The sequence below is a fragment of the Paenibacillus sp. FW101-FHT12H11 genome, assembly GCF_058790355.1.
Window position 1 is genome coordinate 589,888 of record NZ_JBYTCO010000002.1, and the last position, 15,640, is coordinate 605,527.

10 protein-coding genes are annotated in these 15,640 nt (G+C 46.6%); 2 read left to right on the forward strand and 8 right to left on the reverse strand.

Going from position 1 to position 15,640, the window contains the following annotated elements; genetic code table 11:
- Positions 1–123: 123 nt before the first annotated feature.
- The 8 genes from AC3WTJ_RS08290 to leuC all read right to left on the reverse strand — a co-directional run bounded on the left by AC3WTJ_RS08290 (position 124) and on the right by leuC (position 12,272).
- Positions 124–3,813, reverse strand: coding sequence for a dynamin family protein (locus AC3WTJ_RS08290; protein WP_492521420.1), 3,690 nt, complete (start codon positions 3,811–3,813; stop codon positions 124–126).
- 92 nt (positions 3,814–3,905) lie between these two features.
- Entirely contained in the window at positions 3,906–4,181 is a 276-nt protein-coding gene (locus tag AC3WTJ_RS08295; protein ID WP_127451514.1) for an NAD/NADP transhydrogenase alpha subunit, read from the reverse strand.
- Positions 4,182–4,206: 25 nt separating this feature from the next.
- Positions 4,207–4,878 carry an endonuclease III gene (nth, locus tag AC3WTJ_RS08300; protein WP_127451512.1) on the reverse strand — a complete coding sequence of 224 codons (672 nt, stop codon included), beginning with the start codon at positions 4,876–4,878 and terminating at the stop codon, positions 4,207–4,209.
- A 195-nt stretch (positions 4,879–5,073) separates the two neighbouring features.
- Positions 5,074–7,788, reverse strand: coding sequence for an S-layer homology domain-containing protein (locus AC3WTJ_RS08305; protein ID WP_492521421.1), 2,715 nt, complete (start codon positions 7,786–7,788; stop codon positions 5,074–5,076).
- Between the two features lie 28 nt (positions 7,789–7,816).
- The gene (locus tag AC3WTJ_RS08310) at positions 7,817–8,407 is read right to left on the reverse strand and encodes a GerMN domain-containing protein (protein WP_157324554.1); all 591 of its coding nucleotides are present in this window, start codon (positions 8,405–8,407) and stop codon (positions 7,817–7,819) included.
- A gap of 68 nt (positions 8,408–8,475) precedes the next feature.
- Positions 8,476–9,975 carry an N-acetylmuramoyl-L-alanine amidase family protein gene (locus AC3WTJ_RS08315; protein WP_492521422.1) on the reverse strand — a complete coding sequence of 500 codons (1,500 nt, stop codon included), beginning with the start codon at positions 9,973–9,975 and terminating at the stop codon, positions 8,476–8,478.
- A 242-nt stretch (positions 9,976–10,217) separates the two neighbouring features.
- A complete protein-coding gene (gene leuD / locus AC3WTJ_RS08320; RefSeq protein WP_127451503.1) occupies positions 10,218–10,823 on the reverse strand; it encodes a 3-isopropylmalate dehydratase small subunit in 606 nt (201 codons plus the stop codon).
- Positions 10,824–10,850: 27 nt separating this feature from the next.
- A complete protein-coding gene (gene leuC, locus AC3WTJ_RS08325; RefSeq protein ID WP_407872199.1) occupies positions 10,851–12,272 on the reverse strand; it encodes a 3-isopropylmalate dehydratase large subunit in 1,422 nt (473 codons plus the stop codon).
- Between the two features lie 237 nt (positions 12,273–12,509).
- Here leuC and AC3WTJ_RS08330 point away from each other — a divergent pair, with 237 nt between their 5' ends.
- Both AC3WTJ_RS08330 and fhuB read left to right on the forward strand, forming a co-directional pair.
- Positions 12,510–13,544: an ABC transporter substrate-binding protein gene (locus AC3WTJ_RS08330; RefSeq protein ID WP_492521423.1), complete on the forward strand. Its 1,035-nt coding sequence runs from the start codon at positions 12,510–12,512 to the stop codon at positions 13,542–13,544.
- A complete protein-coding gene (gene fhuB, locus AC3WTJ_RS08335; RefSeq protein WP_492521424.1) occupies positions 13,541–15,604 on the forward strand; it encodes a Fe(3+)-hydroxamate ABC transporter permease FhuB in 2,064 nt (687 codons plus the stop codon). The genes AC3WTJ_RS08330 and fhuB overlap by 4 nt, the downstream gene beginning before the upstream one ends.
- Positions 15,605–15,640: the final 36 nt, after the last annotated feature.

The following is a 15,640-nucleotide window of genomic DNA, read 5'->3' on the forward strand; positions in this document are numbered from 1 at the left end:
GCAGGAATCCACCCTATTCTTTAAAATCATCCCAATAACCATCAATGTAAGCCTTTACATAGCGGTACGTGAAAAAGGGCTGATCACGTTCAATTGAACATGACCAACCCTATTGTTTAAATGTTAAACAAACGACTTTAATTGATGCTGTTTGGATATTAGTTCGTTCAAATCAATCTTCATTTCAAGGGCATCGCGCATCCCTTCAGCGTGCTCATTCAGCTGCCCAAGCAGCTGATTTTTCTGTTTCAGCAACCAATTTTCGAGCTGATTGGCATATGCCTCTTCAAGCTCTGCAGTTTGAAGCTCAACAAACTGAGCAACCGGCGCCGTCATCCGATTTTCCAAATCTGCTCTCAGCTTGCTTTTGCCATCCCCTTCAAAAAATTGCTTCGGATTCTTGAAATGACTTTGCAGCAATTTAAGTGAGATCTCAGGCGCTTCCATTTTGGAGCTGATTTCAGGCGTAACAAATGTGTTGGATTCGTATGAACCGCTCTCGAAGCCATCCATAACTTGGCGAAGCTGCTCTTCCCAACGTTTAACACGATTTCCGGATATCAGATTCATCCGGTTCTCAACACGCAGCGTCGTAGCAAGCACTTCTTGCGAAAGATCATAACCAATCATGCGCAGCAGCTCACCCCAGGCCGACTGGAGCGCTTGCTTCGGATCTCTGGCTTCCTCACGGAACGTGGAAGGATTAAAGGCGTAATTGTACAATTCACCAAACCGGTACATCGTACGCTGCTTCACATAATACAGAAGTTCCTGAATCTCTTTCTTCAATTCTTTGAGCTCCGTTTCGAAAAGCGTACGCTCAAGCAGCTCAGCACACTCCCGCTCAGACTGCTCCAGCTTCCTAAGCTGCTGCTTCCGCTGTTCTTCCCCTGTTTGCGCACTCTCGAGCCATTGCTGCATTGTGGCAATCGCGCGGTGCAGCTCCAGATTCGCTGAGTGTATCGCAACATCGCTCAGTTCATTGAAAGTAAACTGCACAAACTCACCTTCAAACGGACGAATGCCCGACTGCGCGACAAGCGCTTCGTTCCCGTTAATTTTCCCTTCTGCCGCTAAATAACTGGATATCGGATAAATCCGCGGATTGCGGATACCGTGCTGCAGAAGATTTGTTTCCACATGGGTCATCACACCTTGCAATTCTTCCGGGCTTGCTGCAAGATCGGCGGCATTTACGATGAAGAACATTTTATCCATTTCAAAGCTGTCTTTGACACGTCCAAGCTGTAAAAGGAACTCGCGATCCGCCTGCGAGAACGCGTGATTATAATAAGTCACGAAAAGAATGGCATCGGCATTTTTAATATAATTAAAAGCAACGCCGGTATGGCGGGCATTAATGGAATCTGCACCAGGTGTATCAACGAAAATAATGCCTTGTTCCGTCAAGGGATTCGAATAGTATAATTCTATAAATTCAACAAAACAAGACTTTGACTCGTCGGCGACGTAACTTGGAAACTCCTCTTTGGTAATTTTCAGCTCCGTGCCCAAATGATTCTGCGCCAGCTGCCAGCCTTTCTCGACGGCTTTAAGGAAGGAATAATGCGGTTTTCCTTTGGCGGTTACGTCAGCTGGCGAAAGAGCGCCTATACGTTTCAATGAGGACGCCATATCACTAGCTTGCACGCCTAAAATTTCAAGTGAATACAGGACGTCCTGAAGAATCGCGTCCGCTTTCTTCATCTTCACCTTGGCCGTACCATGCGGCCAGCCCTCTTGCGGCGGCATAATTTTATTAATGGCCGCCGTCGTCGGGTTCGGCGAGACCGGCAGCACTCTTTCACCAATCAGAGCATTGGCGAAAGACGACTTGCCGGCGCTGAATGCGCCGAACAGCGCAATTGTGAACGTCCGCTGACGCAGACGTTCCGATTTCTCGCGCATGGCGCGCGCGATCGACCGCATCGACGGCAGTCCGTCGATGATGTCCGAAGCCGCCAGCAAGTCCGCGGCTTTGCGCTCCATGCGCCTGCCGTGTTCACCTGAGGTGAACGCGGTCGGCGCGGATGCCGCTGCCTCCACAGGGGCAGCGGCTGAAGGCCCTGCGGCCGCCGATGCTGTCGCAGCGGCCTGCAGGATCTTATCCATGGAGGTGACATGCAGCCCCCCGCTCAGCGGGGTGGCTGCTTGCTCCTCCATGGGGGTGTACTGCTGCGCGTCCGGCAGCGCCGGCGCAGCTGGTCTTGCCCAGCTCGCCATGCGCAGCAGCTGGGCCGTTGCGGCCGCCTCGGCTTCCTCGAGGCGGCGCAGTTCGCGGGCAGCGCCGAGGCGGCTGCCCAGCGCTTCCAGCTCGGCCGCAAGCGCAGCGGCGGCTACGGCACCGTGCTCGCTGACAGCAGCCGCGATCAGGTCGATCACCGCAAACGCCTGTTTGCGGTACTGCTGTTTAATATCCGACGCAACTTGCTTCATGAAGTTGAGCGTGTATTCGCCCCCGAATGTGGCGCCAGCATTCACTTGCGCTGCAAGCCACTCTGGCGTGACTTCCACGCGCAATGCTTCAATCTGAGCCAAGAGACCCGCATCATGCTGCCCTTGATTTTGCGCAGCTTTCTTCAAAGCGTCCCGCAGATGCCAATCCAGCTGTGCTTCCACCTGCTCCGATAAATCCGCTTGAAACGCGCTCAGCCGTTTCTCCGTTTCCAGAGCCGTCTGTGCCGCTCTGGAGAAGAATCCTACCTTGAACCCGGGCTTGCGGCTCTCTAAATACGCATGAGCCTGATCACGGGTCAAAGCCGGTGTAATGTTGGCATTTTCAATGATTGTGCCAACTTCCTTACGCAGCTGTGCCGTCAATGCTTCCGGCAGTCCCTTCAAGATCGTCAGCTCCTGCTGCTTGGCAGTCGCCAGCGCCTCAACCTCCTGCACATCGCCTTCCTGGCTGATTTGCTCCATAAGTTCAGCCTTCTGCGGCTCATGCTGCTCAGCCAGCCATTTGCCATGTTCGTCGGCAAGATAGCGTGCAGAGGCGTCAATGCTGAAGCTGCGCAGCTCGTCGCCACGTTCAATCAAGCGGCTTAATAACCATTGCAGCTTTCCATACTCATTATGAGGATGATTCGGCTCTTTCATGGTGACAAAAAGCAGATCATCCGGCACGATCCCCCAGTTCAAGAAGGCTTGTTTCGTCCCCTCTTGATACTGCGAAAATGGCAGTTCCCATTCTTTGTGCTTATCGATCATATTGACAATGAGATAGAGCGGTTTGCCCCACTCCTTCATTTTCTTCGTAAACGCAAGATTCACTTCGGACTGTACATGATTGTAATCCATCACATAAAACACGACATCCGCCAAGTGCAGCGCAGACTCCGTAGATTTATGGTGGGCATCGTCCGTCGAATCAATCCCTGGCGTGTCTAACAGCGCTGTATGTTCACCCAGAAAAGCAATGGGATACGATATTTCCACCGTTTCAATATCTGTGCCGTTCACACAATAAGCTTCAAGCTCATCGAGAGGGATCGTATTCGTCTTCCCTTGGAGACTTGCATGTCGATGTGTAACATGAGCGCCAGGTGCCCCATTGCGGATACTCACGATATTAGCGCTCGTTGGTATCGGGGAGGACGGCAGCAGCGGATGCCCGCATAGCTGGTTAATTAAGGTTGATTTCCCCGCTGAAAAATGGCCGCAGAAAGCGATGTTCATTCTGCCTGAATCAATCTTTGCTAGCAGTTGCCCCAGCTTACCAGCATTATCCAGATCCCCTGTTGTTTGCAGATTTACCTGCATCTTCTTGATTGCATCCGGCATGACCGAGATGTTTGTATCGATTGCTTGCGTCATTCGTCCGTTCCGCTCCTTATTTACCGGTCTTCTATCCAATCCTATATCTATGAGGATACAGAAAAAAATCTCCCAGAGGGAGATTTAATTTTTTAGGACATAACCACTTTTTCTTTTTCAGGCAAGAAAATTTCAAAAACATCGCGATGCTGCAAGATCGTAATATCCGATTCTTTAACTTTCATCACAACAACCTCAGTTTTTGTTTTCATCTTGTCTATGTAATTCTGAGGAACTTCACCTGATTCACTGACTGTAATGCCTTCAATGACTTTTTCCTCATTATCGGCTAATGGAGTATTAATCACTTGTTCGAAAATATCAGAGAATTGTTCAAAGCTATTGGTATATACGGCGATGCATTTCATTTAAATCCCATCCTTTGTCTGCATATCATTTGTTTGTAATAGTTTTCCTAGTTGAGCTTGGTTTCATACGTTTCTTACCCTCGCGACAGTTATCCAAAAGAGGACATACCTCGCATTTCGGGTTCTGCGCTTTACAATGATACCGGCCAAAAAAGATCAGTCGATGATGGGTTTGTGTCCACTCTTCTCGTGGAACCTTCTTCATCAGCTTCTTTTCTACCTCAAGCACCGAATCATCGATGCCCGCCAATCCCAATCGCTTGGATACGCGCTCTACATGAGTGTCAACGGCAATGGCAGGTACTCCAAAAGCATTGGAGACAACGACGTTTGCCGTCTTTCGGCCTACACCAGGCAGCTCGACTAAGTGTTCGTGCTTCTCTGGGATCTCACCATCAAACTTGTCCAGTAATAACCGGCACAGTTTTTGAATATTGCTCGCTTTATTTCGAAATAGTCCAATCCGTCTGATGTCTTGCTCCAGTTCCTCCAACGAAACGGCCAAGTAATCTTCGGGGCGCTTATATTTCTGAAATAAATCCAATGTCACCTTATTTACGGTTTCATCAGTGCATTGCGCGGATAGCAAAACAGCAATCGTTAATTCAAAAGGATTACTGTGACGCAGCTCGCAATGTGCATCCGGAAATAGTTCGCCAATCGTATCCAAAATATGCCTTACTAACTTCTGCGTCATGTCTTTGCTTCCTTAGGGTCGTAATATTCTTCAGTTTAGCGAATTGTGACGTTAGAATCAATGCTTGTGAGCGTCAAAATGCGAACATTTTCTAAAAAATTGCCATATTTATTTTAAAAATCATAAAAAAACCGTCTGAAGCAGGAGACTAGCTCCTACGATACAGACGGATGTGACGATAATTTTGTTCAATTCTTACTTCTCAATCTCAACGATTTTATTATCCAGCACATAGATTGTGATGATATCACCGGATACGAATGAAGATGGACCCACTATGTCTGTTCCTTTATGATAATAAGCTCTTGGGTAAAGGCTGTAAGAAGTCTTATCTCCAGCAGAAGTCGCTTTCAAATACATTTGATTAACAACTGAGCTGTAGTTATCAACTTCTCGTTTTGCGGTAGTGGCCACTTGAATCACCAGCTTATCGCTGGCATCTTTCATGACTTGTACGCGATCGCCAACTTTAATGGAGGCGAAATTATAATCCGATCCGCCGTTCAGCTTCACACCGAAATTGGTACCTGCATTGATGACTTGACTTTTCCCAGTAAAGTCTTGAACAGTCAACGAGGAGCTTGCTGCATTCACAGCTGTTACTTTGCCGATTACAGGAGTTGCAATCTCAGCTCTGACAACTTTTGAACCATTGAATGAAAGCTTCACATAATCATCTAATACAAAGTCATTGATCGAACCTGTGCTTTGATCCGGTTTCACAATTGGTACACCATCAAGTGAAATGACATACTGGGAATTCGAATCATCCGACACGGTAATTTGGTTGGAATTCATATTTGTAATAACCGTTTTGTACATAGCTGTTTTACTAGTTGTAATTTTAGTCACGATACTTTGATCGAAGCTAATTTGTAGGGAGATTGTGTCTCCTACTTTTAGATCCGAAAGCGTACTGTTTGGCTTATTCGCCAGTTCCACGACAGGTGCATACTGCAGCTTAAACGACAAGCTTTGACCGCTGTCTGTTTTTAACGTAATATCGTTCGTTTGCAGGTTTAATTGTGTAATTTGTCCGTTTAGCTGTGTGGACATCTGAACTTGTGTAACCTTTTTCTGTGCAACCAGCAAATCTACATATTTGCCTACTGTAAATGTGCCGCTAAAGTTAGATAAAGGAAGCTTCATACCTGCATATGAAATCGACACGCTATCCGTCAAAATATACGCATGAGGCTCACCTTTGTTATCGATAACCGAAAGCAGCTTCAAATTTTGATCATAGCCAACTATTTTAGCAAAATATAAATTTTCAATAGAGCGATTTGCAACTGTAATCAACGTTACTTTATTATTTAGAACTTCCAGTTTCAACTGATCGCCAGCAGCAAGATCGTAAATACTTGCGTTCGTTACTCCATTGATCACGACTTTCACATTCTCCGACAATTCATACGCATCAACAGGTTTACCCGTCGTTTTATTAATCAATAAAGTCGATTTATCTTCAGAAAACTCCTTAAAAGTTCCCTCAATACTTACACCGACATCCGCTTGCTTCTTAACAGAAATCTTCACTACTTCACTGTTCTTAATCGTATATTCGACGACATCGCCAATATGCAGAGAATTCAGATCCGCCAAGCTGTTATCCGTAGAAGTAATAATTAAAGCAGAAGAGAAGCTGTATGATTCAGGTTGACCTGACTCTGTATCCAGCAGCGTAATTTGTGCCGCATCTTTGTTCAGGTTTTGGATTGCTCCATTTGCCGTTTTGTTAACCGGCACTTGTTTAACGATGATAGACGTGTATTTGTCTGTGTTGACAATTTTGCTTTTACGCAATTGAATGGTGCTGCCGGTTACAATGTCCCCAAGACTGAGTCCGCGACCTTCCGTATCCGTTACGGCTACATCCGAAGCCAAATCATAGCTTTCAAAATCATCCAATGTCGCTTTCATCGTGCTCATGTTTAATTTGAGCAATTTGCCCTCTTTAATGTCCATCTGCAATTCGTCTTTAATGATTTCAACATAGTAAGCAACGCCATTTACTTCAACGATTGAAACTTCATAGGTTTCTTGAAGTTCTTTCGGGTCAATTGCCGTATCGTTTTTGTTTCCGTAGAAGACAGTATTTGGCGAGATCTTGTATGTACTTGTATTACCCTCTTTGTCCATTAGTCCAATGGTGCCGCTTGTGAGGGTGGTCAAGTATCCTTTTTTCGCATGTGCAGGCAAAGATGTCAATTCTTTCTGCGAGCGGCTAAGGAATGCAGCCATCTGAGCACGGGTTACTGCGCCTTTCGGCTGGAAGGTCCCGTCTTCAAAACCATCAACAACTTTCAACGCTACCGCAGCATTTACATATCCAAGTGATGTAGCGCTAATGGAGCTGTTATCGTTAAATGTCGTTTGCGTCTCGGATAAGCTTTGGGCAAAAGCGCCTTTGCCGATCGCACGAATAACGATTTCTGCTACCCATTCTCTTGTTGCCTTGCGTTGTCCCCAATTCTCTTTGGACTTATCGCTCGAGCTTCGCTCTTTCTCTTCTTCGTTCGTAATTAATCCTTTTTGAAGCGCGACAGCTACATAATTCCTAGCGTAACTATCAACAAGCATAAAATCAGGGAATACAGTTGTAGATGTCATGTTATTGACTTCATCCTGCAACCCCATCATGCGGACTGCCATAATCAGTACGTCCTGTTGGGAAACCGAGTTTTCAGCGCGGTAGGCACCATCTTCATAACCTTCAATGATTCCTTCGAGAGCCAATTTTGAAATATGGCGAATTCCCCAATAATCTGATTTTACATCCGGGAACGAAAGTTTTACGCTATTTTTGGATGTTCCACTCGTGGAATCAGCGGCCAGAACCGGTGTTCCAGCTAAACTTGTAACAATTAAAGAACTTAAGATTGCGCTTGCCAACTTCTTATTTCTCATCTCTAAATTAACTCCTCTGCTCTTCCATTTAATTAGGTCGTTTGATTGGGTAGGGAAGCTCCAGATGCCCCATTAAGCTGTCTACTTGTTTGCCATCCTTCAGGACGTATAAAGCTTTCACTTCCGGAAATTGAAAAACCGTTTTTTTCAGGGCTTGCAAAAACATTTCTTCCCCAGGGGCGCCCAATTGCGTTTTGGGACCAAACGTCAGGTCCACTTTCAATTCCCCTTTGGTTTTATCAAAGGCTGAACTTGTAAACTTTAAGTCGTCAAATAAAGGAATGGCTTTAGGATCATCGCTCTTCTTAAGAGCGTTCAAGGCTGCACCATACACATCTGCATCCTTTTTGTAAGTGATCGTAACTTCTTTCTCTACAAGCTTCATTTCATCTTGATCGCTATAGTAAGCCTTGATCTTTTTGTGCAGCTCAGGTTCAGGTGTCGGAGTCGCCGCAACTGTTGGCGCAGGACTTTGAACCGTTGACGTTGAGATTGGGTTCGTTGATGTCTGCGGTGCAGAACCGCTTACCAACTGATTCTTTTGACCGCAGGCAGTTATAGACAATGTAATGGCACTCACAAGAAGTGCCCCTTGAATAAAGCGTCTTGTTTGGGTCATTTCACACACTCCTTCGCGTTTTGCATAGCAAAACTAGCATCGTAGCCTAAATTTAGAGTTCTTACCTCCTACTTGAGGTTCAAGTATTCTTTGATAGCAGCAACGAGAGCAGAGGCTAATTTGTCTTGGAACGCATCCTTGTACATCGCACTTTCATCGTTCTTATTAGACAAATACCCTACTTCCAGCAGAACAGCCGGCATGGTCGTTTTCGTGATGACTCTAAAATCAGCTTCGCGTACTTTGCGATCAGGAAACCCTGTTGCCGGAATCGCATATTTGTGAATGACATTCGCAAAAGCTGCGCTTTCCGGTCGGTTATAATACGTTTCTGTACCGGATACCGTAGCCTTGGCACTGTTACCGTGAATAGATAAGAAAAGGTCCGACTGAATGTTATTGGCAAAAGATACCCGGTCATCCAGCGGTATGAACGTATCATCAGAACGAGTCATCAAAACATTAAGACGCTTGTCCTGAAGGAGAAGCTGCTCTACTTTCTTCGCCATAGATAGTGTAAAATCCTTCTCATGTCTGCCAGTTATGGATAATGCGCCAGGATCATTGTCGCCGTGACCCGCATCAATTACGACAGTTAACTGATGTTCGGCAATTGTCGCTTTCCACTGATTAGGCAGCTTGGTAGGCTGAACCTTATAATCAGCAGTACTTTTCAAATCCAGAATAACTCTTACAGTAGCCGGATTATCGTTAAAATTGGAAAAGCGAACTTTCTCCACCAGCGGATGCTTCGAACTCAGCTCTCCCGCATTTTTGACCAGCAGTTTCTTGAGAGGCTCATCCAACACTGTGTTAGGGAAATCCAATACAATCCGATTGGGATTGGCTAATTTCATTGATGTCGGTACAAGCGTGCCGTCTTTGGCCGTTACCGTTAGCTCCTTATCGGTCAACACGATAGATTGCACCAGATGGACATTCGGATCCGGTATGTTGGACCCAGTTCCAGTTCCAGTGCCTGTACCTGTACCACTCCCAGTCTCTGTACCGTCTCCTGGTTTGACTGGATTTGTTGGTGTTGTTGGATTGGTAGGTGTTGTTGTTGGCGGCGTTGTTGGTGTCTTGCCATCTACGACATCAACTGGACCTGTTACTGGCTTGGAATCGCTATCGTCTTTTTTGAACATATGTACGGAAGAAGTGGATGCGTCCCATGTAAATTCAATACCCATTTGCTGTCCAATGAAACGGAGCGGCAGCATCGTATTGCCTTTATCAATGATCGGAGCAACCTCCATGACTTCCTTTTTGCCTTTAATCAACGCTGTTTTGCTATTGATCGTCAATTGAATGTTCACATCGTCTTTGACGATGGTTACTTTGCTCGTGGCCTCATCCCAAGTTACCTTAGCGCCAATTTCTTCAACAATAATGCGCACGGGTACAATTGTATTTCCACTAACAATACGAGGTTGAACTTCACTCGAAACCAATCTTTTCTCATTCATAAAAAGCTTAATCGCATTAGACGCTTCCGCCCCCAATGCCGTAGTAGGCAGCAGCACAGAAATCAGCAACATGAAACAAAATGCAGGAATTTTCATCATTCACCTCTATATATTGTCGGAATTATAGTCGTAATCACAAAAATGAGAACTCTGTCTCTCAAAACCTAGCAGCAATTGTCCTTTATCTCAAATTAGTCACTTAGCCCGACAGCAAAACCCCCGTCCGTTCGACAATCTAGTAATCTATTAGACGTATCAAACTACCAAAAGTTGCATAAAAAATTAACAAAAAAAAGACACATCCCATGGGGTCCCCATAGAGATGCGTCTTCGACCCGAACTTATTTATAAGCCAAACGCTTTGCGTGAGCTTGCTCGTAAGCCGTAATTTTGTCTTCATGCTGGAGTGTTAAACCGATATCGTCCAAACCTTGCAGCAAAAACTGACGACGGTGCTCGTCGATGTTAAAGCTAATTTCCAATCCATAGTCGTCTGTAAGCTTGTTGTTTTCCAGATCAACATTTAGCTTGTAACCTTCATGTTGCGCTGTGCGGTTAAACAAATCATCCACTTGCTCTTCCGAAAGCTTGATTGGCAAAATGCTGTTTTTGAAGCAGTTGTTATAGAAAATATCCGCATAAGAAGGTGCGATGATGACTCGGAAGCCAAAATCTTGAATCGCCCATGGCGCATGCTCACGGGAAGATCCGCAGCCGAAGTTCGCTCTGGAGAGCAAGACGGAAGCGCCTTGGTAGCGATCCTGGTTCAGTGGAAAGCTCTCGATCACGTTACCCGCTTCATCCCATCTCCATTCGAAGAACAGGAATTGGCCGAAGCCGGAACGCTCAATTCTTTTAAGAAACTGTTTAGGAATAATTGCATCTGTATCTACATTGACACGATCCACAGGGCCGACGAGGCCTGTATGTTGTTTGAAAGCTTCCATGTTTTCATTCTCCTTAATCAGCCAAAATTAAGCTTGTTGGTATTCTTTAATTTCCCAATCACGAACATCATAGAAATGACCTTTGATCGCTGCAGCAACAGCCATCGCAGGGGACACGAGATGCGTACGTCCACCGCGGCCTTGACGGCCTTCGAAGTTACGGTTGGAAGTCGATGCACAACGTTGGCCAGGTTGCAGAACGTCCGGGTTCATCGCCAAACACATACTGCAGCCAGCATCACGCCATTCGAAGCCCGCGGCTGTAAAAATTTTATCCAAGCCTTCTTTTTCAGCTTGAATTTTGACGCGGCCGGAGCCAGGTACTACGATTGCTGTAACTGTAGGATCAACGGAGTATCCTTGTGCGATTTTTGCAGCTGCGCGAAGATCTTCGATACGTCCGTTCGTACAGGAACCGATGAAAACATAGTCAACTTTCAGATCTGTCATTGGTGTGCCTGGTGTTAAATCCATATATTCAAGCGCTTTTTCAGCTGCTTTACGTTCATTTTCAGTTTCAAAGCTTTGTGGATCCGGAACAAGTGCTGTTACGCTTGTACCCATGCCCGGGCTAGTTCCCCAAGTTACTTGCGGAATCAAGGAATCAGCGTCAAACTCAACGACCCAATCATACGTCGCGCCTTCGTCGGTTACATACTTGGACCATTCCCCAACAGCTGCATCGAAATCAGCGCCTTGAGGCACGTACTCACGACCGCGCAGATAGTTGAAAGTCGTTTCGTCTGGAGCGATCAATCCTGCTCTAGCTCCGCCTTCGATGGACATGTTACATACCGTCATACGCTCTTCCATGGAAAGGCCGCGAATGGCTTCGCCTGTATACTCGATAACGTAACCAGTAGCAAAATCCGTGCCGTATTTCGCAATAACGCCAAGGATCAAGTCCTTCGCTGTTACGCCTGGTTTCAGGCTTCCCGTAATGCGAACTTCAAGTGTTTTGGCTTTGGATTGTTGCAGCGTTTGCGTAGCAAGAACGTGCTCAACTTCACTTGTACCAATACCGAATGCAAGAGCTCCGAAAGCACCGTGTGTCGATGTGTGGCTATCGCCGCAAACGATCGTTTTACCCGGGTGCGTTAGGCCAAGCTCAGGTCCCATAACGTGTACGACACCTTGGTCGATACTGTCAAGATCGAATAATGTAACGCCGAAGTCACGGCAGTTTTGTGAAAGTGTATCAATTTGTTGCTTGGAAATAGGATCTGTAATATTGAAACGATCCTTCGTTGGAACGTTGTGATCCATCGTTGCGTAAGTCAAGTCAGGTCTACGAACTTTACGACCCGATAACCGAAGTCCTTCGAACGCTTGCGGTGATGTTACTTCGTGTACCAACTGCAAATCGATGTAGATAACGCTTGGTTTGCCTTCTTCCTGGTTAATTACGTGATTATCCCAGATTTTTTCGAACATCGTCTTTTTACTCATATCCAGTCACCTCTTGTCATTATCCGCTCAATTTGTTAATGTCTTACCCTCATAACGTAGTTTAGCACGATTACTATCATTGCTCCAAGATATAATAACTATAAGCTTGATAGATTAATCCTATAATTTAATAAAACGTTGACATAAATATTGATAATGATTATCATTCTCTAAGTGGGATTGAAACACCCATCACTTTTATCCATTTATAGATACATATTATAGGAGGGTTTATTTGTGCTTAAAATTGTAAAACCATTAACGGTTACAGCTTCAATCGTCATGCTTTTCCTTACTGCTGCTTGCGGTAATGCGGCTAGTACAGCCAGTTCAACAGCTTCGCCAGCTGCTGCTTCAGTTAAACCTGCTGCGTCTGCTGTCGCTACGGCTGCTGCTGACACTGTCAAAACCATCACTCATGACCTGGGGACGACAGAAATTAAAGGTACTCCTAAACGAATCGTCACTTTAGAGTGGACCTATGCGGAAGATCTGCTCGCCGTTGGTATTCAACCTGTAGGGTCTGCTGATAAAAAAGGTTATGCAAACTGGGTTAACGTAACGCCTGCTTTGGATGCTTCAGTTGTTGATGTAGGAACTCGTCAAGAACCTAACCTGGAAACTATTACAGGTCTCAAGCCTGATCTCATTATTACCAGCACACTGCGTTCAAGCAAAAACTATGAGGCACTCAAAAAAATCGCACCTACTATCGTTTTTAACTCCTACCCTGCTGAAGGAAAAGGCGATCAATATGCGGAGATGGAAAATACTTTCAAAACGATTGCTGATATTGTCGGTAAAAAAGCGGAAGGCGACAAAGTGCTTGCCGACCTTCAAAAAGCATACGCAGATACGAAAGCAAAACTTGCCGCTGCTAAAAAAGATGGTGCTGAAGTCGCACTTACACAAGCTTTTAGCAATCAAAACAACGCAGATCTTCGCATGTTCCTGGACAACTCTATGGCTGTACAAGTTCTTCAGCGCATCGGATTGAAGAATGTATTTAAGGCTAATAAATTTGAAATGTACGGCTACTCGACCGCTTCCGTGGAAGCACTGCCTGCTGTACAAAACGCCAACTTTATTTACATTGTGCAAGACAACGATAATGTGTTTGAGAAACAACTCAAAGATAATGCCGTTTGGAAAGGTCTTTCCTTTGTAAAAGAGAACAAAACCTACAAGCTGCCTGGCAACACTTGGCCGTTCGGCGGTCCATTGTCCGCAAAACTATTTGCCGAGTTGACAGCTAACGCGTTAACCAAATGAGCCAGATTAAGTTAAAAATAGACCCTTTTACACATCGGCAAACGGCATGGAAAGCCTTTTTCGTATTTGGAGGAGGCCTTCTGGCCCTGCTTCTGGTTCTGTTCCTGAACATCACGCAAGGAGAAGCTAACCTTACTGTTCATACCATCGTGAACGCTTTGCTGCACCCACAAGATACCCCCGACCATCATATGGTTCGGGGGCTTCGCTTGCCGCGGGCGGTCATCGGCCTCCTGGCCGGAGCTTCGCTTGCGGTTGCAGGAGCGCTGCTCCAAACCGTTACCCGCAATCCGCTGGCATCCGCTTCAACACTGGGCTTGAACGCAGGTGCTTATTTTATCATCGTGCTTGCAGCCGTTTATTTCCCTGGCTTAAATTCGGATCATTCACTGCTATTGGCACTCATTGGCGCATGCGGCGCAGCCGTCATGGCTTACTTCATGTCAGGGGGACGCAAAAGTACTCCGCTGCGCATGGCTTTGGCAGGCATGATCGTTTCCCTCGTATTGTCTGCCTTTACAAGCGGTCTGCAAATTATGTATGAGAATGAGACCAACGGTCTGTTTATGTGGGGCTCAGGCGCATTAGGGCAAAATGATTGGCTAGGTGTACGCTACGCACTTCCTTGGGTATTGATTGGGCTAGTTGCTGCCCTTTTGTTTAGTCAAAAGTTGGATATGCTGGAGCTGAATGAGGAAACGGCTGCTTCACTGGGTGAAAATGTAAATTTAATCCGTTTCATGGCGCTTGCTGCTGCCATTTTGCTGGCCGGAGTGACAGTAAGTGTCGTAGGTCCAATTGGCTTTGTCGGGCTCATCGCCCCACATTTGATTCGATTGATCGGCCTCAGACGTCATAGGTTCCTGATTCCGGGCAGCGCAATATGGGGAGCGGTCGTGCTCATTTCGGCGGATACGATTGCGAAAATGTTTCGCAGCACGCTTGGCGAACTGCCTGCCGGCTCCGTCACCGCCGTTCTTGGAGCTCCTTGGCTCATTTGGCTTGCTGTTCGCGGCTCCAAGATGCATGCTTCGCCGGATAGCGGATCTTCGATGGGCGTCGGCTTCATCGGCAGCAAAATTCCATATCCCTTGCTTATTCTGCTGTCATCCGCCTCTCTGCTTGCGCTTATTCTGACCGGATTATCCGCGGGTGCTCTAAAGATTCCGTTTGCAGATGTCCTTGCCGTTCTATCAGGCGGCGGACCTGAGTTGTCGAGCAACGTCATCTTAAACTTACGCTTGCCTCGCGTGCTCGTAGCCGCACTTGCCGGAGCCTCGCTTGCGATTGCCGGCTCCATGATGCAAGGCGCCGTTCGCAATCCGCTTGCCGACCCTTCCGTTGTCGGTGTTACGACAGGTGCTGGCATGGGAGCGCTTCTTGTTCTCACCATCTGGCCAACGGCTTCGGGCATGTGGGTACCGATCGGCGCGATGGCCGGAGCTCTCCTCTCAGCCGGCAGTGTGTATCTGCTGGCATGGAAAAAAGGGCTGAATCCCGTCGTATTAATTCTTGTCGGGATTGCGATATCTGCGCTTGGATCAGCTGTCATCCAGTTCCTGATCATTAAATCCAAACTCGGCGCCGCTCCAGCTCTAACTTGGTTGGCTGGGAGCACCTATGCCAGAGGTTGGTTGGAATTCTGGCAATTGAGCGTAGCCATGGTTATCCTCTTGCCGATCGCTTGGCAGCTTGGCCGCCGTGTGGATTTGCTTGCCTTTGGAGATCTTGTATCGCTCGGACTTGGCCTCAAGCTGCAGAAAACCCGCCTGATAGCGGCAAGCATTGGAGTTATAATAGCGGCGATCGCAGTAGCTTGCGTTGGCACTATATCTTTCATCGGGCTGCTCGCTCCGCATGCCGTTCGGATTTTCATGGGCCAGCGTCACCAGAAATCGGTTGTCCTTTCCGCTTTGATCGGCGCCATTTTGCTAGTCATCGCGGATATAATCGGGAAAGTGATCGCCATTCCCAAAGAAATCCCTTCCGGCATCGTTGTTGCTGTCATTGGCGCACCATATTTACTGTTCCTGATGTACCGGAGTACGGTGAAGAGGTAACATTCGAGGTATGAAGAGGCTGTCCGCAAGTAGATT

What these genes read in the sequence shown, in the direction of transcription:
- AC3WTJ_RS08290 (WP_492521420.1), bottom strand. Translation starts at nt 3,813, where the DNA reads ATGACGCAAGCAATCGATACAAACATCTCGGTCATGCCGGATGCAATC.
- AC3WTJ_RS08295 (WP_127451514.1), bottom strand. Translation starts at nt 4,181, where the DNA reads ATGAAATGCATCGCCGTATATACCAATAGCTTTGAACAATTCTCTGAT.
- nth (WP_127451512.1), bottom strand. Translation starts at nt 4,878, where the DNA reads ATGACGCAGAAGTTAGTAAGGCATATTTTGGATACGATTGGCGAACTA.
- AC3WTJ_RS08305 (WP_492521421.1), bottom strand. Translation starts at nt 7,788, where the DNA reads ATGAGAAATAAGAAGTTGGCAAGCGCAATCTTAAGTTCTTTAATTGTT.
- AC3WTJ_RS08310 (WP_157324554.1), bottom strand. Translation starts at nt 8,407, where the DNA reads ATGACCCAAACAAGACGCTTTATTCAAGGGGCACTTCTTGTGAGTGCC.
- AC3WTJ_RS08315 (WP_492521422.1), bottom strand. Translation starts at nt 9,975, where the DNA reads ATGATGAAAATTCCTGCATTTTGTTTCATGTTGCTGATTTCTGTGCTG.
- leuD (WP_127451503.1), bottom strand. Translation starts at nt 10,823, where the DNA reads ATGGAAGCTTTCAAACAACATACAGGCCTCGTCGGCCCTGTGGATCGT.
- leuC (WP_407872199.1), bottom strand. Translation starts at nt 12,272, where the DNA reads ATGAGTAAAAAGACGATGTTCGAAAAAATCTGGGATAATCACGTAATT.
- fhuB (WP_492521424.1), top strand. Translation starts at nt 13,541, where the DNA reads ATGAGCCAGATTAAGTTAAAAATAGACCCTTTTACACATCGGCAAACG.